This is a genomic window from Sphingomonas sp. (assembly GCF_036387535.1).
In the GTDB taxonomy this organism is placed as follows: domain Bacteria; phylum Pseudomonadota; class Alphaproteobacteria; order Sphingomonadales; family Sphingomonadaceae; genus Sphingomonas_R.
In genome coordinates this window covers 39807-60880 of record NZ_DASVTO010000025.1, presented here as the reverse complement: position 1 = coordinate 60880, position 21074 = coordinate 39807, and the positions used below count along the sequence as shown (strand labels likewise).

Sequence of the window (21074 nt, the reverse complement as noted above, 5' to 3'; positions counted from 1 at the left end):
AAACTGGCCGGTTCATCCGACCAGACGGTTCATATTCTAGTTGACCCCGCGTGGTCAAAAAAGCACCTTGCCGCAAGGTGGGGGGGGGTAGGCTAAAAAGTGTCACTTGGTATCAGCTACATGGGAACCAAGAGGCATCTAGTTCCCGATCTTGCAAGAGTTATCGCTGATTGCAAGCCAGGCATTTTCCTCGATGTCTTCTCTGGCATGTGCTCCGTAGGGCATGCGGTAGCATCTTCACGGCAAGTTTGGTCGAACGACCTTCAGTCATTTTCCCAGCTTGTCGCCCAAGTTCATTTTTGTTCGGCCTTTGAACCGCTTTCTCGCTTTGATGCCTTGGCTGCTATTGCTCCTGTAAAAAGGCAGAAAGCCGATGAGCTATCAGCAAACTACGCTGAGAACCTCAAAAATGAACACGCGGCGCTCCAAGCAGGCTGCGTTGATAATCTTTCAAAAACCTTTGATGTTTCGTCACTGCGCTCCCAAGGCCTTGGGAGCAAGGCGGAACAGGGTTCCTACAATCTATTTTGTGAGAGGTACGCGGGAACGTACTTTGGGTACGGTCAGGCGATCGAAATTGACAGCATCAGATATGCTATCGATACCCTACTTGCTCGTGAGGAGATCGCGGTCGAGCAATGGCGAGCGATGGTAGTCGCTATGTGCATAGCAATGTCTAAATGCTCAAATTCTACCGGGCATTTCGCCCAACCCCTTTACCCTAAAACGGGCAATATAAAAAAGGTAGTGAGTCAACGGAAGCGCACATTTTCGTCAGAGTGGCTTGACGCACTAGAAAAGATACAGCCAGTCGGCAACGAAAAATGGCGTAGCCAAAATCTTGCGTTCAGGAAAGATGCAACATCGGTTTTATCTTCTCTGCGCGAGTTTGATAATAGGCCGTCGGTTGTATATGCTGACCCTCCATATACAAAAGATCAATACTCTAGATACTATCATATATATGAGACTGCGGTCTTGTACGATTATCCATCATGTAGTGGCGCGGGCCTTTATAGACCCGATCGTGCTACTTCTACCTTTTCGTTGTCTTCAAAAGTAACAGAAGCTATCACTGACCTGATAAAATCGGTCTCTGATATAGAGAGTTGTCTTGTTCTCAGCTATCCGACTAACGGGCTTCTGACTAACTCTGTTGATATAATTCCAGAGATTATAAAACAAAATTTCGGGCAATTCCCAGAGGTTTTGCGTCTAGCCCACAGGCATTCGACCATGGGTTCGTCGAAGGGCGTTCCGGCTCATGATGTCACTGAGGTTATTTACAGGGTGTCAATATGAAAGCATCCCTACAAAAGCAGCAGTTGAAGCTGATCTCCCCATCAGAGGTCGCTCCAAATCCTGAGAATCCTAGATTGATTTTTCGTCAGGAAGAAATGGAAAGCCTGATGCTTTCTATTGATCGACATGGAATTCAAGTCCCATTGACGGTCTATAAGGATGGCGATAGCTATAAACTTCTTGACGGTGAGCGTCGTTGGCGCTGTGCAAAGAAGCTTAATCTAAAAACTATTCCTGTAATAATCCATGATAAACCAAGCGAATTGGAAAACTTGGTTATTATGTATAATATTCACGCGCTAAGAGAGCAGTGGGACTATTTTACCATTGCCTCTAAATTAGAGCGTGTGATCGAACTGTTCTCTAGCGAAAATGGTTATCCTCCCAACGAAATTCAGCTATCGGAGTTAACTGGCCTAACTCGGGGCGCTATTCGCCGTTGTCAGCTTCTCATAAATTTACCAGATCGTTTTAAGAAAATAATTCTTGATGAACTAGAGAAGCCAAAACTTCAACAAAAGTTTACTGAAGATTTCTTCATCGAGATGGAGAAGGCGATTAAGACAATCGTCAAACGCATCCCAGCTTATGAGCCGAAGATCGATGAGATTCGAAATGCGCTTATAGAGAAGTTCCGTCGCGATAAAATAACTGCCGTAACCGACTTTCGGCAGCTATCAAAGATAGCGACAGCACTAGATAGTCTCGATGTCAAGCGTGGCGACGCTAAGAAGATACTTGATAAGGTTTTCGATCCTAATAATAGCGTTGGCATTCGTGAGGCTTATGAACAGTCAGTCGCCTTCGAGTACGAAGAAAAGAAGTATTATCGATATGTAGATAATATAGAGGATTTTTTATCCGAGGTTATAGAAGATGATAGAGTCGATGATCTCGACAACGATCTTCTCAGCCGGCTTAGGGAGCTTTACACCACTATTGCACGCTTGCTGGGCGAATAGGGCATGGCGGGTATTAGCTCATCAACCGATTTCATAAGATCGTCCGTAAAAAGATATCTTTTAACGGCTTACTCTAATCCGCCCATAAAATGCGATGAAGAAGTTGATCCAAATCTACAATGGCGGCCGACAATCAACTGCTTGGTCAATAATCAACTAATGTTGATTGAGGCTTCGGAGAAGCCATACCCTGAGATTCTTCGAATGCGGCGGGCGGAGATGGTCGAAATTCCGGCTCCGATTGCGGCTTACGCGGCTTGTCCCGAAGAGGCTTACGCACAGAACCTAAAGGAAGCTAATGATCTTGCGCTTCATGGCTTTGGCTTGTTCACGATCGATGCTGCGGGCAACGTAACGCTCAAGTTTCCTGCAATACCTATCGCTCAACATATCCCCGAGGGGCAGTTTAAGGAGGATGTCAGCGGGCTACCCGCGCCACATAAGCGAAAGGCCAAAGAGTGCTTTGACTTATACAGGATCAATGCCCCTGCTGGCGTTGCCAATCTAGCCGAACAGGTCGAAGGTTTGGTGATGCGAGCAGCTAAAGATGCTGCAAAACGGGGCTGGATTACCCAAGGTCAAGCGAAAGGCAATCTTGCAAATGTTTTAGTCGCTTTGGGTGGCGCTCCACAATTTAATAACGCGAGTACCGTTATTGCGGCAGTACGGATATATATCCAAAGGTATAGAAATCCGGCGCACCATATTCCCAAAAATAAGAAGGCGGCGTACAGAAAATATCGAGATTGTCGTCATGCCTTCCTTGATGGTCTTAGGAATATGGCAGATTTCCGGGACCAGATGAAGGCTTTGGGTCTAACCGGAGGCTTCTAAGGGCGGTAAAGCTCGTCCTTCAATGATTCGTAGCTGATATCGCCTCTTGCATTGGCATATCGCCAACGCTCATACTCTCCGGTGGAGCCACCACGCACGGCTTCCGGGGCGTAGTAACCCCGAACAGAGACGGTTGGGCTGCCCGTTGCAGCTCACACATCCTTGACCCTTATGGTCGGGGAGCCTGAGACGTATGTCCAGGGCTTCCCAGCCTAAAGGTCGCAGGGACCGATCTCTGTCGGTTTACTAACTCCCCGATCACCAAGGATCAGGTGTGAAGTCCATAGCGGGGGCGTACCGCATCGGACTTCCGGGGAGAGGGGGATGCCCAGAGGCACCCGACATTGCATCACCGGGACATTGCGGCGGACCCGGTTCGGCCATGCTCTTGAACTGGACGGTGGCGGGGTCTGGCAGATTGACGCGCCTTGGTCGGCCGTGAGGCGATATTGCAACCAGCGGGTGACGATTGAGGGAACCCGATCCGGCTTCAATCTGCTCGACGTTCATCGGATTGAGCCAAGGGATCAGGCAACCGCCGATCAACCGCATCGAAGGCACCTATTGGCAACTATCGATGGCCGAACGAGAGAGGCCCTTACGAGTTCCTATGAATGGATAAGGGTTATGATAAGAGGTTCTCCATTCCATTGATCTTCCTATTCATTCCTTCCCTTGCTACCCCTCCTTCAACACTGGTTCTCTCCCTAGTCTAGCGACATAGGCATCAATCATTGCTGCTTTCAGCCTGTCTCGTTGGTCTTCCGTCGTGATGAAGGCATCATGGACAGGAAGGGCGGTCCAGCCTTCCGCCGCTGCCTTGCTGACGATCTCCAACGCTATGTCGGCTTCCGTTCGCATGAGGCGAAGGCCATCGCCCTTTCCGAAGGCATCCCCGATCGGTTGATGATGCGCCACGATCATGCTCGCCATACGGCCGATGGACAGGTCGGGTGGGTAGAGGATGTCGGTTGGACCCGGCACCACCCCCGGTCTGCCTTTGCCGTTGAGCAGGATTTGCATCAGCCATTTGATGCAGCGACGATAGGTGCCGGGCGCTACCTCCGTTTCCCGCTCATACGCCTGCATCTCGGGGATGGCGTAGGGATCGTCCGCACAGTCGATGCCCCGTTCATGGTAGAGCATTCGGGGAAAGCAGCCCCGATAGTCGATTTCCACTGTTGGCTTGTCGTTGATGGTGATCGCCCGTCGCAACGTGCTGGGGGCGTACATCCACCAACCGCCGAACAGCCGCCCGCCTTGATCGAACCGGGGATCGGCCTCATCCCCGTTGTTGAAGATGCGGTACAGGTCGGTCCTGAAAAATTCGGGCAAGCGATAACCCGTCCCTCCCAGCCAGCCCGTCAGTTCGTCAGCCGACAGGTTAAGCCCGATCCCTCGTTGACGGTAGAAGGCGTTGACCGTTTGCAGCGCCGCCGTCCAACGCTCTGTTTCCTCGTTGGCCGTGAAGCGGATGCGCTTACCCTTGGCAGGGTGAACGATCCCGCCCTTGTGCCAGTCATATTCCGTTTTCCCCTTGGGGCCATAGAGGCGAACCAGTTCGTCAGCAGGCAAGCGGCATTCGATCGACTGTTCGGTTACGCCGCAGTCCGCAGCCAGGGCGATCAGGTCGGGGATAGCCCGGTAGGACGATGCCGTTGAGTGCATCTTCGAGTACCAAGGCATACACCGGCCCGTCAGCGTCTCGACCAGCCCGGCCTTCGCCATCGCATCCACGACGCCCGCCAACGCGCCGTGCTTCATCCATCCGGGCTTATCGGCGTAATGCCCCGCATCCGCCTTACGGAAGTAGAGGACCGAGGCGGGATCGCGATAGAAATGACCCCGCAGCGCATTGGCTGCCAGCCTTCGCAGGCGAAGCCACAGGGCGTCTCTTCCTCGTTTCCGCTGCCGTGGCTCTATCGTGTCGTAGATTTCAACCAGACGTTCCGTCAGGCGTTCGCCCTCTGGGTCACGCATGTCGATATGCTCGTCAAAGAACGTGCCTCGACCGGCCTCCAAGGGCTTCCCATGAAGGGCGGGTAATGGACGTACAGGCGATGGGGCCGCTCGATCCTCGACATACTCAAACACGTTGTCGAGACAGGGCAGCCCGCCGCTTCCGGCGACCCCCAGCACCGCCGTCAGCCCCGCAACTGGGTTATGAAGGCTTCCACCTCATCCCGGACGTAGCGCGCCGCCGATCCGATGTAGCGTGGTTGAAGATTGAAGATGCACGGTTGTCCGTGGCGGCGCTTATGCCGCTGCCCCCGCACCCATGCAGGGGACATGTTCAGGATACGCGCAATATCTTTGTCGGAATAGAATTCGGGAGTCGCATTCATAACAGCCTCGTTAAACCGCTGATACGACGGACGGTAAACGGGCCGGAATGCTTCAGAGACTACTGTTTCAGCCACTCAACCCATGAAGGGTGACCCCAGTTAAAGACCCCCGTCGTAGGGCCAGCGCCGGAGCCATTGCGGCTGCTTCTTGTTTCGTCTCTCGACCCTCAAAAGAGGGCGATCCCAGTATCCTTTACTTTATGCGGCACCATGCCCCATGCGACAGATTGTACCACGTTCGATACGACTTCGCAACAACATTGGAAGGCGCATGATCGGCTGATAGACTTTGCTAGACTTTCACTTGTCAATTCAAACTCATCCGAACAGCGCCGCCGCTTCCTTGTCCCCTCGATCGACCGCATAGTGCTTCGCCAGCATCGCAGTACCGGTATGGCCCAGCCGCCCCGCGACCGTGCGAACGTCCACGCCCTTGCCGATCAGGATCGTGGCATGGCTCCGCCGCAGGTCGTGCAACCGCACATCCTTCAACCCGGTAGCCTTCCACAGGGCCGTCAGGGCGCGCTTCAAGGTCGTCAGGGACACGGGGAATAGTCGGGTATCCCCCGGCATCCGGTCTAGTCGTTTCAGCGCCAGCAGAATGTCCCGCATCTCCGCCGTGCAGCTAACGTAGCGCGATTTGCCGTTCTTCGAATTCAGCACTTCCACCACGATATGGGCGTCATCCACCAGCCGCACGTTGTCCGCTGTCAGGCCAAGGATTTCGGCTCGCCGCATCCCGGAGTTGTACGCCCAGGCCACATAGTGACGAAGCCATCCCCTGATACGCTGGGGTTGCTGCTCGCTCTTTTCCTCCTGCTCCTGCTCGATTCGTTCGCAGGTTGCGAGGATCGTCTTCCACTCCTGTTCCGTGACGAAACGCTGGCGCGCCTCAATCCCCCGTATCTTGTCGGCGCGGGTAGCCGGGTTGCGGTCGATCAGGCCGACACGAACGGCATCGTTCATGATCGCGTTGAACGTGCTGAGTTGGCGTTGAACGGTAGCAGGGGCGAGCGTCGCGCGTTGCTTGCCGATCCAACGATTCACATCGGCCACGGTGATCGCATCCATCGCCTTCTTGCCGAACGTCGGGATCAGCGCCGTGGTGATATGGCCCTTAGTGACGCCATAGCCTTTCAGGACGGGCTTCTTCCGATCCAGCCAGTCGGTTGCATAGCTGTTGAACGTATCGGCCTGCACCGCCTCCAATGGCTCGTTCCGATCGGCCAGCCCCTGCAAGCGGTCCCGTTCGGCCTCCAGTTGCTGCCACGTGAAGGACGCTCGGTTGCCGACCTTATGTTCGATCGATGCCCCCACCGGGATCAGCCGGTTATTGTAGGTGCCTCCATAGGGCAGCCGGACCTTCACCCATGCCGTGTACGACTTGGCTCCCCGGAACAGGCCGATTCCGTCGCAATAGGCGGGACGCTTCTCCATCTTCGCCGGAAGCAGGGCTTCGAATTTCTCATACTTCGAATAGCGCCCCGGTCGCCCCATCGGTCTTTTGATCTCAGCCACTTGCCTGCCTCCAGCCTCTTTCCCGGTGGGGAATTCAGTGGGGTATTATCAAGAATGGCGTATTTTGGCCATGAAATTTCGCCCCACCGTATCCCCACCGGGAACGCTGAAAAACCCCTGTAACGGTAAAAACGGCAGAAACCCGTGGGTTTACTATGTGTCGGAAATGCCGGAACATCAGTAACGACAGGCACGTCTAAAAACGGCTGAAGCCGACCTTGCCAAGGTTGGGGTCGAGGGTTCGAATCCCTTCGCCCGCTCCAGTCTTCCGGACTGGCGAGACAGCGCTGTTGCGGCTTGTCCATTGCAAGCTATTGATCTTATTGCGGTCGGCAACGATATCTACATAGAATTTGCATAATTCGTCGTGATCCACCCGAAGGATCGACGATGGACATAGCACGCAAGTGTCAGATTGCTGTTGCCGCCGTTGCGGTCGCGCTGGGGGCTGGGGCGGTCATGACGGCGCTGGACGTCAACGCGATCCGCGTGGGTGGGTCGATCGACGTGGCGGATCAGCAGATCAACGATCTTCAGGCTGCGATCCTGCCGCCCCCCGCCTACATCATCGAACCCTATCTCGAAGCGTCGTTGCTGCTCAACGACCCCGCCTCCTTTGCCGCGCGCCGGACGACCCTGCAGACACTGCACAGGCAATATCGCACGGAAATCGCCAGGTGGCGGGGGTCCACGCTGGATGCCGATCTTCGGGCCGCGCTGGTCGACCGGGCGGGTGGTGATGCCGATCGATTCTGGATGGAACTCGACGGCCATTTCCTGCCCGCGCTCCGGCAGCGGGACGACGCCGCCACCCGCGCCAGCTATCGCCGACTGAGCGGGATCTATGCCAGGCATCGGCGGGAGATCGATCGCACGGTGGAACTGGCAACGGCCCGGAAAGCAGAGCTTGCGGCGGATAGCCGTCACCGCCTTCACATCGCGATGGTCACGTTCGCGGTTCTGATCGGCGGCATCGCGATCGTGCTGGCGGGTAGCCTGCTCGCGCTGTTCCGCGGCGTGCTGCGCCCGATGGCCGGGATGGCTGCGGTGATGCGGCGGATGGCGGCCGGCAACCTCGACAGCGTCCCGACGCTCCGGAACCGCACGGACGAGATCGGCGTCATGATCGCGGCCGTCGATGTGTTTCGCAGCGCCGCGCTGACGCAGCGCAGCGTGGCGGCGGAGCAGGAGATCGTCGTTACCCGACTGGCCTCGGCGCTCGACCGGCTGGGTCGTGGCATGCTGACGCACCGGATCGGCGCAACGCTTCCGCCGACATACACCGCTCTGGCCCGATCCTATGACGGCGCGGTCGAACAACTCTCCGCGACGATGTCGGCGGTGGATCGGGTCGCGGAACGGGTGCGCAGCGGCGCGGGGGAAATCCGGGAGGCTTCCGACACGCTTGCCATCCGGACCGAGCAGCAGGCGGCAAGCCTGGAGGAAACCACGGCGGTCATGGGCGAGATCACGCGCGCCGTGCGTACGACCGCGGATCGGGCCGGCCATGCCGAATCGGCCGTGCGCCTGGCACGCGACGAAGCGCAGCAGTCCGGCGTGATCGTGGACAACACCGTCCATGCCATGGCGGGGATCGAGCGCACCTCGGCAGAAATCTCGGAAATCATCACCATCATCGACGGCATCGCCTTCCAGACCAACTTGCTGGCGCTGAACGCCGGGGTGGAGGCGGCGCGCGCGGGCGACGCGGGCCGGGGGTTCGCGGTGGTCGCATCCGAAGTCCGCGCGCTCGCCCAGCGATCGGCCGATGCCGCCAAGGACGTGAAGCTGCGGATCCTCGCATCCTCCAACCAGGTGGCGGCCGGCACGCAGCTGGTCGGCGAAACCGGGCAGGCGCTGCACCGCATCGCGGCGCGGATCGGGGAAATCGAATCGCTTGTCGCCGCCATCGCGTCGTCGGTCGAACAACAGGCCGGCGGCCTTCAACAGGTCAATATCGCCGTGGCGGAGATGGACGGGGTGGCACAGCAGAACGCCGCCATGGTCGAGGAAGCGACCGCCGCCGCCAGGTCGCTGGCGGCCGAGGCCGACGGCATGAGCCACCAGATCGCGCAGTTCCAGCTTGCGATCATACCACCGTCTCTCGCCGATGTCGGATCACGGGCATGTCCGACATTCGCCACCGGAGGGCTCGGACGCGCCGCCGCCTGACGCAACCGCCGCCCCCAGGCAGCCGCTTATTTGAGGGTGTAGAGATACGCGGTGATATCCCGGGCGCCGCGGTCCGTGATCCGCTGTTCCGGCATGCCGTTGCCCGGGATCACCGCTTGCGGATGCCGGAGCCAGTCGATCATGGCCCGGGGCTCGTTCGGCAATCGTCCCGCAATCTGCGCCCGCGTGGCGATACCGTCGAGCGGCGGCCCGACCATACCGTCGGCGCCGTAGACACCTGCAATGACGTGACAACTGCCGCAGCCATAGGCCGCGATCGCTTCCCGCCCGGCGGCGATGCGCCCGCCGGTCAATGCTTCGGCCATCGTGCGCGTGCGCGTCTGCGATTCGGCATAGAGCACGCCACCGGCCACGATCGCCGCGACGATCGACGCGGCGAACAACAGGGCCAGCCAGCGCAGGCTAGACGGCATGCCCCACCCCCCGACCGGGTTCGCGGAGCAGCCGCCGCATCAGCAGCAGCGCCGCGCCGGCATGCACCAGCCCGCCCGGCACCCACATCAGCAACCCCGCCAGCTGCTGGTCCTCCGCGGGGCTGAGCCCGAACGGGGCCATGCCCAGCCTGGCATAGCCGGCGTACCAGGGGCTGGTCGCGAACGCCATCAACGCACCAAGCGCGCCCGATACGATCGCGGTGACGACCAGGCACAGCGCCGCGACGCCCGGCGCGGTCCGGCGATGAACCATCGCGGTCCAGAACAGCAGTGCCGCGATCAGGAACGACAGATGCTGCACGACATGCCATCCCGCGCTTGCCAGCGCACGGTCGAACAGCGCCGGCGCATGCCACAGCCACAACGCCGTTGCCTGCACCAGCGTTGCCGTCACCGCGCCGGTCGCCTGACGCCACGGCAGCGCGATCGGGCGCGCCGCGACCCCCTGCCCGATCCGCCGCCGCCATGCGCCCGGGAAAGCCCACAGCATGATCGCCAGCGGTTCGGCCAGTACCAGCAACGGCGCCGCCGCCAGCATCAGCAGCTCATGTTCGAACATATGCGCCGCGAACGATCGTTCCCCCGCCGCGTGCAACGGTGATACCAGCGCCGCCGCCAGCAGGGTCAGCCCCGCGGCGAACCAGCGCGCCCGCCGGCGCAGCGACCCCGCGCCCTGCCCGGATCGCGGGATCAGGCGCCGCCACCCGCGCGTGAACAGCAGCGCCGCGATCAGCAGAGGCAGCGTGATCCACGGGTCGAACGTCCATTCCGGTCCCTCCGGGCGGGCGTGCCGGTCCACCCCATGCGCCATGCCGGTGCTGGCCCATAGCAGCGCGATCGGCCAGAAGCGGATCAGCGCACGCACGGCGGCACCATCATGATCGCCAGAGTCTGGAAGCTGATCGCAAGCGCAAAGATGCCCGCCACCGCCAGCGCGAGTTGCGCCAGCCACCGGTCGGCCGGGGCACCGTCCTTCCGTGTCAGCGACCACGCGCCCCGTCCCGCGGCCGCGCACATGGCCAGGCTGGCCACGCCCCAGGCAAGGCCGATCCCGATCAGCCCGCACCGCCGATGCAGGACATGCGACAGCCCCTGTTCGAACAGGAACCAGGCGGCCGGCGGCAGCAGCAGCACCGTCCAGCTGCGCGCGCGCGGACTCATGACAGCCGCGCCAGGCCATAGACGATCGCCCCGATCGGCAGCCAGCTGCCCACCACGAACGTCCAGTAATTGGCATTGTTTTCGACATCGGCGAACTGATCGTCGCCCACCTCATGCGTGAACAGCCACGCCGCCTGCACCGCGGTGTCGCCCCAGTCGGTCACGACATGCATGGTGTGCAGCACCATCAGCATCCACACGACCGATCCATAGGCATTGTCATACCAGCGCGTGCCGAGATGCGCGAATTCATACGCCCGCGGGATCAGCAGCAGCAGACCGATGACCGTCATCGCCGCCACCCCGATCCGCACCCCGCGCGCATCCTTGGCCACGGCGCGGCGCCGTACCCAGAGGTTTGGCCCCTCGCTCAGCATCAGCCCCGCGGTAAAGATCATCCCCCACATCAGGTCCGGCGGATGCGTTCCCGCCGGCGGCCACTGCGACGCCTGCGTCATCAGGTACAGATAGGCCGCGGCCGCCATCGCAAAGCCGGTGCCCTCGATCAGCATGAAACCGATATTGCCCCACCAGACCAGGTGGCGCGCGCCGCTCGCGCTGTCCGGCAGGTGCGACAGGTCGCCTGTGATCCGGATCGGCCTTGGATCGCGGATCATCATGTCTGTTTCCGAAGCGGGCTGGTCTTCGCCCGCGGACGCTGCGGCCAGAACCAGCCGGTCAGCGCCGCGCCGATCGGGATCGCGCCGGCCACCACCGCCCATGGGGTGAAGATACTGCCGAGGAACATCGCCGTCACCGCCAGTGCCGACACCAACGGCCAGATCGACGGCGCGGAACTCTTCTGCCGATACATCGGGATCGCCTCGGTGACGGACGTCACCAGCACTTCGCGCCGCTCGCTGCCAATCCCCTCCATCGCCGGCAGGACGCCATCCGCACGCCACAACGGCGTCAGGCTGTCGACCACCGGCGTATAGGCAATGTTCCACGCCGGCGACGGCGATGGCCCGGCCCATTCCAGCGTCGATGCGCCCCACGGATCGGCGCCCGCCGGCGTACCGCGCCAGAAACTCCACAACGCGTTGGCGGCGAAGACAAGCCCGCCGACCATGGCGATCACGCTGCCCGCGGTGGCGATCTGGTTCAGCAGGTCCCATCCCATGGTGTGCGGATAGGTATAGACCCGCCGCGGCATCCCCATCAGGCCCAGCAGGTGCATCGGAAAGAAGCCGAGGTTGAACCCGCCGACGATCAGCACGAACGCGATCCGGCCCCAGCGTTCCGACATCATCCTGCCGGTCGCCTTCGGATACCAGTAGGCGAACGCGCCGAACAACGGGAACATCGCGCCGCCCACCAGCACATAATGGAAATGCGCGACGATGAAATAGGTGTCGGTCAGTTGCAGGTCGAGCGCGGCGGACGCCGTCATCATCCCCGACAGGCCACCGATCACGAACGTCGAAACGAACCCCAGCATCCACAGCATCGGCGTCGCGAACCAGGGCCGGCCCGCGATCATCGTCCCGATCCAGCAGAAGATCTGGAGCCCGGCCGGCAGCGCGATCGCCATGCTGGCGGCGGTATAGAAATCATTGCCCAGCCGCGGCAGCCCGACCGCGAACATGTGATGCACCCAGAGACCGAAGGCGAGCGCACCGATCGCCATCATCGCCAGCACCAGCACCGTGTGCCCGAACAAACGTCGCCGCGAAAACGTCTCGACGATCGCCGAGACGAAGCCGGTCGCGGGGATGAAGATGATATAGACCTCGGGGTGGCCGAAGAACCAGAACAGGTGCTGGAACAGCAGCACGTCGCCGTGCCCGCCGGGCGCGAAGAAATGGGTGGAAACCAGCCGGTCGGCGATCAGCATGCTGGTCACCAGCATGATCGCGGGCATCGACAGGATCGTCATCATCGCCGCGATCAGCATCGCCCACAGAAACACCGGCATCCGCGCCAGGGTCATGCCGGGCGGCCGCATCTTCAGGATCGTCGCCGCGATGTTCACCGATGCGCACAGCGCCGCCACCTCGGTGAAGGTGATCATCTGCGCCCAGATGTCGACGCGGTGGCCGGGGGCGTAGCCGGGGCCGGCAAGCGGCGGATATTCGAACCAGCCGAGATCGGGGGTGACGTCCAGCGCATGACTGATCCAGAGCGTCAGCACGCCGCCCAGATACAGCCAGAAACTGAACGCGCCCAGCCGTGGAAACGCCATGTTCCGCTGCCCCAGCATCAGCGGCACCAGCCATAGCGCCATCGCTTCCATCACCGGGACCGACACCAGGAACAACATGGTCGATCCGTGCAGCGAGAAGCTTTCGTTGTAGAGCTGCGGACCCATCCGCGTATTTTCCGCCACCGACAATTGCCAGCGCATGTCGAGCGCGAGCATGCCCGCCAGGAACAGCAGCAGCAGCGCGGTCACGATGTAGCGCGCTGCGATCCGCTTGTGGTCGACCGTGGTCAGGAAGCCCCACAGCCCCGGCGGATCGCGCCAGGTGCGGGCAAGCTGATCGTGGCGATCGGTGTCCGCGCTCATCGCAGGCTCGCCAGATAGTCCGCGACCGCATTCGCGTCGGCGGGGGTGAGCGGCACCGCCGGCATCGACGTGCCCGGCTTCAACGCCTGCGGCTGGATGATCCAGCCCTGCAGGTTGCCGCGCGTCATCGCCAGCGTGCCCGCGGCGATCGATTGCCGCGCCGCGACATGGGTCAGGTCCGGTCCGGCACGCCCGCCGGCCCCGGTGCCGCGCACGACGTGGCACGCGGCGCAGGGACCGGCGAACAGCCGCGCCCCGCGATCCGCGGAACGGCGTGCGGGTGCGGCCTGCATGGCCAGCCAGGTTTGGAATGCCGCCGGGCTCTCCACCTTCACATCGAACGCCATGTGCGCGTGCTGCGTCCCGCAGAATTCCGTGCATTGCCCGCGGAACCAGCCTTCCCGGCGGGGCGTCAGGTCGATCAGGTTGCGGCGGCCGGGAATCATGTCCAGCTTGCCCGCGACATTGGGCACCCAGAAGCTGTGGATGACGTCCGCCGACCCCAGCGACACCCGCGTCGTCGTGCCCATCGGCAAATGGAGTTCGTTCGCGGTTTCGATCCAGGCGCCGGTCGCCGGGTCATGATATTGGATGCGCCACCACCATTGATGGCCGGTCACGCGCACCATCAGGGCGGGCGCGCCGCGCGTCGCGAACAGCGCGCGATCCGCCCAGAAACTGCCGACGATCAGCACCGTCAGCCCGGCGACGATCGCCCCCGCCGCCACCGGCAGCGTGCGCGTGAGCACCCGGTCCGGCGACTCGTCCCCACCACTCCCGGATGGCGCCGCGGACGAGCGCCGCCACGTACGCCACAATGCCCAGGCGATCCCGGCCAGCACGATGACATAGACGATGCCGCACACCCACAGCATCAGCGCGAACAGCGACGACAGCGCGCTCGCCTGGTCGCCGGCGGGCGCAAGCGGGCTCTGCACCCCGGTACAGCCCGCCAGTGGTGCGCAGATGATGAGAACACGCGCCCGCGTCACAGCGGCCCCGACCACCGTGCACCTTCCGGTTCGGCGGCCCCGTCGATGGCCACACGCCGTCGTTTCTCCACCGTATGCAGCGACAGGTCGCGGACATAGGCGACGATCTGCCACAGGGGCTCGACCGGGATCCGGTTACGATAGGCGAGCGCGCCATGCCCGTCCGCGACCGCGGCATAGACCTGATCGAAAGTACCACCCCGGTGCCAGTGCGGGTCGGTCAGGTTGCGCCGGCCGGGCGATTGTTCCGCATGGCAGGCCGTGCAGCCATACCACCGGAAATAGCGCCCGCCTTGGGCGATCTGATACACATTGGCCTGGAAATAGACGATCCGCGGATCGTCGGCGCCGTGCGGCGGCGTCATCGGGGCGGAGGGGCCGATATCGCGTGCTTCCTTGCTGCACGCCGCCAGGATCAGCAGCAGCATGAGCGACGCCACGCGGCTGCGATGAAGGTGCAGGTATCGCATGCCAGCTGTCGAACGATCCGGATTCTGCCGATGGTAAAGCATGTTAGCGTCCTGGCGTCCGCCCGACATTGCTTTAGATCATGCGCACGATGCGATTTTCCTTCTTCTTTTTACCTCTGCCATGCGACCGCACCCGTGGTCGGCCGTTGAAGCGGCATCGTCGACCTGAGCGAAGGATGTCTGATGTCCATTGATGTGATCTACAAGACCAGTGCCACCGCCACCGGCGGACGCGACGGCGCCGCGAAATCGGACGACGGTTCGGTCGACGTGAAACTGGTCGTGCCAAAGGAAATGGGTGGTCCCGGCGGGGTCGGCGCCAATCCGGAAAAGCTGTTCGCTGCCGGCTATTCCGCCTGCTTCCTGGGCGCGATGAAGGCGGTTTCGGGCAAGGAAGGCGTGAAGGTGCCGAACGATGCCACCGTGACCGCGGAAATCGGCTTCGGCCCGCGGTCCGAAGGCGGCTATGGCATCACGGCCGACCTGACCATCCACATGCCGGGCGTCGAGAAGGCCGATGCGGAACGGCTGGTGCATGCGGCGCATGCCGTCTGCCCCTATTCCAACGCCACCCGCAACAATGTCGATGTCGGCCTGACGATCGCCTGATTCCTCCCCGGGCGGGCGCGGGCGGCATCCGGCCACCCGCGCCCGGATCTCAGATCGGCAGCCGCAACGTCGCCCAGATCGGCAGGTGATCGGACGCCAGCGACGCGCGGTGGCTGTGATGGACACCCGAATCGATCACCGTCACGTCCGGGCTGACCAGGATCCGGTCGAGACAGGCCATCGGACGCCGGGCATGATAGCTTCGCCCGGTCGGCGCGAACCGGTAATCGCGCCCGAAATCGCGCAGGCATCCGCCCTGTAGCGACCATTCGTTCAGATCGCCCATCATGACCGTCGGCAAGATCCGCGCACACCCGGTGACATGCGCCATCACCGCCTGCGCCTGCCGTCGCCGCCACAGACCCGACAGGTCGAGATGCATGCCGACGATCCGCATCTCGGCACGGCCGATCCGGATGTCCGCCATCACCGCCCCGCGGGGTTCCAGCACCGGCAGATCCAGGATCCGGCAGGTCAGGATCGTCGCGGATTTGCGCACCAATATCGCATTGCCGTGCCACCCGATGCCGCCCGGCCGCACCCCGAACCCTACCGGGCGATAGTCCGACCGTTCGGCGATCAGGTCGATCGGGATCGCGGACAGCTTGGTTCCGAACCGCCGATCCGCCTCCTGCAAGGCGACGATATCGGCGTCGATTTCGTGCAGCACCTCCAGGATCCGGTCCGGCCGTCGGCGGCGGTCGGTCCCGATCGCCTTGCGCATGTTATAGCTGGCGACGGTCAGCATCGCGGTCATGGCGTGGGGAGATCCAGCGCTTCGGCCGCGGCGCGCAGGTCCTGCGACGCCACCATCAGCCGGACGCCGCCCATCACGCCGATGCCGAGCGCACCCAGGCCATCGTCGAACAGTTCCGCGGCGATCCCGTCCGCCGCCAGGCGCCCCCGCGCCAATTCACCGAGAATGCGGTCCGGAAAACAGGCGAGTTCGGTCAGCAACATGGATCAAGCAACGCATCGCCGCGCAAAGGGTGCCGTGCGATCGACGCCCCCTTTCAGTCGCCCCGACCGCGCGCGCGCCGCATCGGCCTGACCAGATGGGCGATGAAGTTCCGCAATTCGGCCGTGCGCAACGCTGCGTCCGTCACCTGTTCATCCAACCCCAGCGCCCAGGCCAGATCGCGGCGGTCGGGCGCATGCGCCAACGCGTCGACTGCGCCGGCCTGTACCTCGACTGCCTCCGCATCCCGCGCCAGGCCATGTTCGATCAGGTCGGGCGTCTGCCGGCGGAGTGCCGCTGCAATTTCGCGCAGCGACAATTCCGGATGATATTGCACGCCCCAGAACACGCCTTGATCGTGCCGGATCTCGACGGCCTGAACCTGCGTGACGGCATTGGACGCCAGCAGGACCGCCCCGTCGGGCAGAGTTGCGACCTCGTCGGTATGCACCGCCGGCGCGTCCCAGGCCGGTGGCCGCCCCGCCAGCAACGGGTGATCGCGTCCGGCCGCGGTCGGTGCGATCCGCCGCGCAAACCCGGCCTCGCGCCGCGCCCCCATCGGGCGGACGGTGCCGCCGGCCGCCGCGACCGCGACCTGCAACCCCGCGCAGGATCCGAACGCCGGCGTGCCCGATGCGAACACCGCGCGCATGAACGCGATCTGCCGCCGGACTTCCGGCCGATCGTCATAGACGTGCAGCGGCGATCCGCTCAGAAACACGCCGTCATATCGGCCGATCTCGTCCGGCTGCGGGTGCGGTCCATCGGCATCGGCCGGCCGGATCAGATCGCACCGGCAACCGGGCACCAGGCCTCGCAGCGTGTCGGCAAAGCTCTCGCCCGAACTCGACCCCACGCTTTTGCGGCGGCGTTCGCGTGCGGCCTCCGACTCGCTCTCGATCATCAGGAAATGCAGGCTGGCGTTCAAGACGCCGCGCCCAGCCAGTCGTCCAGTCGGCGCACGGTGGTCGGGCGGATATCGGCCTTCATGCTGGTCTCCATGATCTCCAACGCCCAACGCGTGCGATCCGCGCTCAGGCCGGCGACGGTGTCGCCCGGCACCCACAACGCATAATCGCGCATATGGGCGTCGGCGGCCGTGAACAGGACACAGATGTCGGCGGCGATCCCGGTCAGGATCAGCCGTCGAACGCCCAGTCTGGGCAGCACGACCGGCAGGTTGGTGGCGTAGAATCCGGAAAATTGCGGCTTGATCACGAACAGGTCGCGGTCTCGCGGCACGATCCCGCGGATCAGGTCGCGATTGTCGCCCGCCTGCTCCAGCGCCCGTTCGATCAGGCGCGATCGTTCGGAATGCCACTGCCCGTAATTGTCGTTGACGTAGATGACCGGGACGTCGTGCGCATCCGCCGCCGCGCGCAGGGTCACGATCGCCTCTGCCGCCGCGCGGACCGCCGGCAGGATGGCGGTCGCCTCCTCGAACCGCAGATCGTTGATCATGTCGATGATCAGCAACGCGGTCCCGTCCGCTGCCGACGCGTCGGTCCCCGCCATCAGCGTGGGCTCGCCGCCTTGCGGTCCGCGTCCTCGGCCTTCATCCGTGCGCGAATGCCGCCTTCGACACCGGTCGTCCCCGGCATCGGGCGATAGATGGCACCCGCGGTCGGCGGGGTTGGCGCTCCCTTCACCATCTGCTGGTCATGCGCGATATTGGCCGCGATATGTTCGGTCAGGTCGGGCATCAGGTGGTGCGCGGTCGACGCGCCCTGCGCCTTCCACCCCACGGGCAGTTCCTCACGCGGGTGTACGGACACCCAGACGATCGCCTGGACCACCTGGTCCGGCGAATCCATCATCACCATCCGGCCGGCATGGCCGCTATAGTTGGCGGCCTGCGAAAAGAACGGCGTGTCCGCCGCCCACGGCATGACCGTCGCGACCCGGATCTGCCTGCCGACCCCCGCCAGCCGCAGTTCCTGGTTCAGCGCGCGGCCCAGACTCAGCACCGCGGCCTTCGATGCGCTGTAGGTTGCATGATAGGCCAGCGGCACCTCGCTTTCGACCGAACCGATGTTGACCAGCGTACCGAACCCCTGGTCGCGAAACCGGCGCAACGCGGCATGACTGCCATATAGCGTACCTTTCACGTTGACATCGATCACCCGCGCCTGATCCGCGACCGGGATGGTGTCGAACCGCCCGAGCGCCCCGATGCCGGCATTGTTGATCCACACATCGATCCGGCCGAACCGCGCGACCGCCGCGGCCGCCAGCCGCGCGACCGCATCGGGTTGCGCGACATCCGTCGTCACCACCAACGCCGCCCCGCCCGCGGCGCGCACCCCGCGCGCCACCTCATCCAGCACGTCGGTCCGCCGCGCGGCCAGCACGACATTGGCGTGCATCGCGCCCAGCTTCAGCGCGACGCCGCGTCCGAACCCGCTTGATGCGCCGGTCACGACATAGGTGCGATGCGCGATCCGTTGCGGGTCGCTGCGCGACAGCCGGGTCGACGTGGCACAGGCGGACAGAGACAACGCCGCCGCGATCAGGATCACACAACGACGGGCCATTGATCCGCGCTCCTATGACCGGGCATCGCCACGCACCCTGTGGATGCGCAACCCCGCGGCGTCCGTCCGCGGCACCGACGACAGCATCGCGATCGCCGCCGCGGCATCAGCCGCACCGCGCGCGATCCGATCGCGGATCGTCGCGCGGGAGAAATCGAACGTCTTTTCCGGCCCGGCCTCGTCCGCGCTTGCCCGGTAGCGGAGGTAGACCAGATCCGTGCTGTCGCCGTCCGGTTCCAGCCGCGCCGCCAGCGTCCGTTCACGCTGCAGCCGATCGAGCGTGACCAGGGTCTGACAGGCGAATTGCAGATCGATCGACCGCTCGATCACATTTTCGAGCCCGCCGGTCACCGCCACGTCCGGCGCGAACAGGTCGAGCAGGAAGCATAGCCGCGGAACGTTGCCGATCCGGTCGCTCGCCAAAAACGGGTCGAGCGGCGCATTGGTCGAAAAACCGCCATCGCCAAGCAGGCGGCCATCGATCCGCAGCGGCGCGAACGACGGCAGCAGCCCGCCGCTGGCGATCAGATGATCGATGGTGATCCGGTCGCCCGCGGCGGTATCGAACCGCACCGATTCGCCGGTTTCGACATCGGTGGTCGCGATGCACAGCCGCACCGGACCATCGTTCAATCGATCAAAGTCGATGAACCGCGCCAGCGTGTCGCGGACCGGCGCGACATCGTACAGGCTGGCGGTCGGCTGCCCACCCGATCCGGCGAGGCGCGGACGAAACAGGTTCGGCACGCCGCCCAACCGCGCCGAAAGCACACTGGTCCAGTTGCGACCGTGGCGCAGCATACCGTGTCGATTCCACCCCAGGGGATCGATCCAGGCGCTCGGCGGCAGATCGGACGTGACCGCCTCCCAGAACTCCGCCAGCGCCTCCAGCCGGGTTTCCGGAGCATTGCCGGCCAGGATCGCGCCATTGATCGCGCCGATCGATGCCCCTGCGATCGCCTGCACCTCGAACAGTTCGACCTCCGCCAACGCCCGACAGGCGCCCAGCTGATAGGCACCCAGTCCCAGTCCGCCCGCCAGGATCAGCGCGACCGGCGTCATCCCATGCTCCGGTCCGACCGCCGCTCGGCGATCTCGTCCAGCACGGCTTCGGGCGCGACATCCTGTTTCACGTCGCCCATGTCGTTCGGCACCGCCTGCGCCACGCCCAGCCGCTCCGCTATCGCATCCACCACCGCCGCCAACCGCGTCAGCTCATGTTCGGCCAGCAGGTTGATGTGCAGGTCCAGATCGGCGCGTGTGTCGGCCGCCTCGGCCATCCGGTTCTGGCTGATCAGCACGAATGTCGACAGGAAGATCGCTTCCACCGACGCTTCCGATGCCAGAATCACGAAGCTGGGATCGAACGGGCGCACAGCCTGAACCAGCCCGATATTGACGACGATCCATAGGCCATAGACGGCGAGGTGCAGATATACGAATGCCATGCTGCCCGTGAACCGTGTGATGGCCTCCGCCACCTGGTCCTGGCGCGGTGCGGCCGCGCTTTCGGCGGCGCGGCGCTCCTCCAATGCAGCGATGTTGCGCGTCAGCGCATCGCTCAGCCGGCGCGGACCGGGCGGCGGCACGGTCGGCGACGTCATGATCCACCGACGATCGCGACCGGATCGCCGGTCGCCGTAAACAGCGCCGGACGCCGCAGCCGGAGTGCCTGCAGCAGCAACAGAGTCTTGGCATCCGCCAGCGGCGCGCCGACCACCGCATCCCACAATTCGGCAAGCGGCCATTCCCGGACCACGACCCGCTCGTTTTCCGCGGCCAACCCGCCGCCGGCGGCCACGCGGTCGCCCACGCGATATTCGGCCAGGAACAGATGCACCTGCTCGGTCGAACTGTTCGGGTCCATCCAGACCGCGCCGACCCGGTCGAGCCGCGCCAGCCGCAACCCGCCTTCCTCCCACGCCTCCCGCCGCGCGGTTTCGGCCAGGTCGGTTTCCTCCGCCACGCCCGCGATCGCTTCCTCCAGCGGCGGCGATCGCAGGAACAGCGGCGCGGCCCGCGTCTGCGTTACGGTGATCGCCACGCGCCGATCGGGATCATAGGGCAGCACCGCCGCACCGGACGGATGCCGCACCAGCGGCCGGCTTTCATCGTGGCCGTTGATCCGCAATTGCAGCATCAGCAGGTCCAGCCAGCCACGGAACAGGACGTCGCTGCCCAACACCGCGTCCGGACCGGCCGGGGGCTCGGCACGGTCGCGGTCGGTCGGCTCGCCCTGCTCCCGCATCACGC

The 21074-nt window shown here is 63.2% G+C and carries 23 protein-coding genes; 6 read left to right on the top strand and 17 right to left on the bottom strand.

The genetic code is table 11. The annotated features are described in order from the left end of the window. Nucleotides 1-99 precede the first annotated feature (99 nt). The 4 genes from VF649_RS02580 to VF649_RS02565 all read left to right on the top strand — a co-directional run bounded on the left by VF649_RS02580 (nt 100) and on the right by VF649_RS02565 (nt 3752). Nucleotides 100-1302, top strand: a complete 1203-nt coding sequence (locus tag VF649_RS02580; protein ID WP_331010393.1) for a DNA adenine methylase — start codon at nt 100-102, stop codon at nt 1300-1302. Next, nucleotides 1299-2264, top strand: a complete 966-nt coding sequence (locus VF649_RS02575) for a ParB/RepB/Spo0J family partition protein (protein WP_331010392.1) — start codon at nt 1299-1301, stop codon at nt 2262-2264. Before VF649_RS02580 ends, VF649_RS02575 begins: the two co-directional genes overlap by 4 nt. A 3-nt stretch (nt 2265-2267) precedes the next feature. Next, a complete protein-coding gene (locus VF649_RS02570; RefSeq protein ID WP_331010391.1) occupies nt 2268-3098 on the top strand; it encodes a hypothetical protein in 831 nt (276 codons plus the stop codon). Nucleotides 3099-3422: 324 nt separating this feature from the next. Next, nucleotides 3423-3752 carry a DUF5818 domain-containing protein gene (locus VF649_RS02565; RefSeq protein WP_331010390.1) on the top strand — a complete coding sequence of 110 codons (330 nt, stop codon included), beginning with the start codon at nt 3423-3425 and terminating at the stop codon, nt 3750-3752. 24 nt (nt 3753-3776) lie between these two features. Here VF649_RS02565 and VF649_RS02560 read toward each other — a convergent pair whose 3' ends face one another. Both VF649_RS02560 and VF649_RS02555 read right to left on the bottom strand, forming a co-directional pair. Next, nucleotides 3777-5237 carry a hypothetical protein gene (locus VF649_RS02560; RefSeq protein WP_331010389.1) on the bottom strand — a complete coding sequence of 487 codons (1461 nt, stop codon included), beginning with the start codon at nt 5235-5237 and terminating at the stop codon, nt 3777-3779. 524 nt (nt 5238-5761) lie between these two features. Then, nucleotides 5762-6961, bottom strand: coding sequence for a tyrosine-type recombinase/integrase (locus tag VF649_RS02555; RefSeq protein ID WP_331010388.1), 1200 nt, complete (start codon nt 6959-6961; stop codon nt 5762-5764). Nucleotides 6962-7351: 390 nt separating this feature from the next. Here VF649_RS02555 and VF649_RS02550 point away from each other — a divergent pair, with 390 nt between their 5' ends. Continuing rightward, complete coding sequence (locus VF649_RS02550; protein ID WP_331010387.1) at nt 7352-9133, top strand: HAMP domain-containing methyl-accepting chemotaxis protein; 1782 nt, start codon at nt 7352-7354, stop codon at nt 9131-9133. 26 nt (nt 9134-9159) lie between these two features. On the opposite strand, the gene VF649_RS02545 is transcribed toward VF649_RS02550, so the two are convergent. From VF649_RS02545 to VF649_RS02515, 7 genes are read right to left on the bottom strand one after another with little or no spacing between them, the layout of a single operon-like run. Further along, nucleotides 9160-9567 (bottom strand): c-type cytochrome, encoded by a 408-nt coding sequence (locus tag VF649_RS02545; protein ID WP_331010386.1) that lies wholly within the window; start codon nt 9565-9567, stop codon nt 9160-9162. Continuing rightward, nucleotides 9557-10453 carry a cytochrome c oxidase assembly protein gene (locus VF649_RS02540; protein WP_331010385.1) on the bottom strand — a complete coding sequence of 299 codons (897 nt, stop codon included), beginning with the start codon at nt 10451-10453 and terminating at the stop codon, nt 9557-9559. The genes VF649_RS02545 and VF649_RS02540 overlap by 11 nt, the downstream gene beginning before the upstream one ends. Continuing rightward, complete coding sequence (locus VF649_RS02535) at nt 10441-10749, bottom strand: hypothetical protein (protein ID WP_331010384.1); 309 nt, start codon at nt 10747-10749, stop codon at nt 10441-10443. Before VF649_RS02535 ends, VF649_RS02540 begins: the two co-directional genes overlap by 13 nt. Next, nucleotides 10746-11369: a cytochrome c oxidase subunit 3 gene (locus tag VF649_RS02530; RefSeq protein WP_331010383.1), complete on the bottom strand. Its 624-nt coding sequence runs from the start codon at nt 11367-11369 to the stop codon at nt 10746-10748. Before VF649_RS02530 ends, VF649_RS02535 begins: the two co-directional genes overlap by 4 nt. After that, the gene (locus tag VF649_RS02525; protein ID WP_331010382.1) at nt 11366-13258 is read right to left on the bottom strand and encodes a cbb3-type cytochrome c oxidase subunit I; all 1893 of its coding nucleotides are present in this window, start codon (nt 13256-13258) and stop codon (nt 11366-11368) included. Before VF649_RS02525 ends, VF649_RS02530 begins: the two co-directional genes overlap by 4 nt. Next, on the bottom strand, nt 13255-14265 hold the full coding sequence (locus VF649_RS02520; protein WP_331010381.1) for a cytochrome c oxidase subunit II: 1011 nt from the start codon (nt 14263-14265) through the stop codon (nt 13255-13257). Before VF649_RS02520 ends, VF649_RS02525 begins: the two co-directional genes overlap by 4 nt. After that, nucleotides 14247-14690, bottom strand: a complete 444-nt coding sequence (locus VF649_RS02515) for a cytochrome c (protein WP_331010380.1) — start codon at nt 14688-14690, stop codon at nt 14247-14249. The genes VF649_RS02520 and VF649_RS02515 overlap by 19 nt, the downstream gene beginning before the upstream one ends. A gap of 213 nt (nt 14691-14903) precedes the next feature. On the opposite strand from VF649_RS02515, the gene VF649_RS02510 reads away from it, so the two are divergent. After that, complete coding sequence (locus VF649_RS02510) at nt 14904-15329, top strand: organic hydroperoxide resistance protein (protein ID WP_331010379.1); 426 nt, start codon at nt 14904-14906, stop codon at nt 15327-15329. Between the two features lie 49 nt (nt 15330-15378). Here VF649_RS02510 and VF649_RS02505 read toward each other — a convergent pair whose 3' ends face one another. The 8 genes from VF649_RS02505 to VF649_RS02470 are packed head-to-tail and all read right to left on the bottom strand — an operon-like array spanning nt 15379 to nt 21069. Next, nucleotides 15379-16077 carry an endonuclease/exonuclease/phosphatase family protein gene (locus VF649_RS02505; protein ID WP_331010397.1) on the bottom strand — a complete coding sequence of 233 codons (699 nt, stop codon included), beginning with the start codon at nt 16075-16077 and terminating at the stop codon, nt 15379-15381. A 5-nt stretch (nt 16078-16082) separates the two neighbouring features. Continuing rightward, nucleotides 16083-16289 (bottom strand): putative signal transducing protein, encoded by a 207-nt coding sequence (locus tag VF649_RS02500; protein ID WP_331010378.1) that lies wholly within the window; start codon nt 16287-16289, stop codon nt 16083-16085. A gap of 53 nt (nt 16290-16342) precedes the next feature. Next, nucleotides 16343-17215 (bottom strand): type 1 glutamine amidotransferase, encoded by an 873-nt coding sequence (locus tag VF649_RS02495; protein ID WP_331010377.1) that lies wholly within the window; start codon nt 17213-17215, stop codon nt 16343-16345. Further along, entirely contained in the window at nt 17212-17802 is a 591-nt protein-coding gene (locus tag VF649_RS02490) for an isochorismatase family cysteine hydrolase (RefSeq protein WP_331010376.1), read from the bottom strand. Before VF649_RS02490 ends, VF649_RS02495 begins: the two co-directional genes overlap by 4 nt. Beyond that, nucleotides 17802-18821, bottom strand: a complete 1020-nt coding sequence (locus tag VF649_RS02485) for an SDR family NAD(P)-dependent oxidoreductase (RefSeq protein WP_331010375.1) — start codon at nt 18819-18821, stop codon at nt 17802-17804. Before VF649_RS02485 ends, VF649_RS02490 begins: the two co-directional genes overlap by 1 nt. A 12-nt stretch (nt 18822-18833) precedes the next feature. Beyond that, nucleotides 18834-19883, bottom strand: a complete 1050-nt coding sequence (locus VF649_RS02480; protein WP_331010374.1) for a patatin-like phospholipase family protein — start codon at nt 19881-19883, stop codon at nt 18834-18836. Continuing rightward, entirely contained in the window at nt 19880-20425 is a 546-nt protein-coding gene (locus tag VF649_RS02475) for a DUF1003 domain-containing protein (protein ID WP_331010373.1), read from the bottom strand. The genes VF649_RS02480 and VF649_RS02475 overlap by 4 nt, the downstream gene beginning before the upstream one ends. Beyond that, nucleotides 20422-21069, bottom strand: a complete 648-nt coding sequence (locus tag VF649_RS02470) for an NUDIX domain-containing protein (RefSeq protein ID WP_331010396.1) — start codon at nt 21067-21069, stop codon at nt 20422-20424. Before VF649_RS02470 ends, VF649_RS02475 begins: the two co-directional genes overlap by 4 nt. Nucleotides 21070-21074 lie beyond the last annotated feature (5 nt).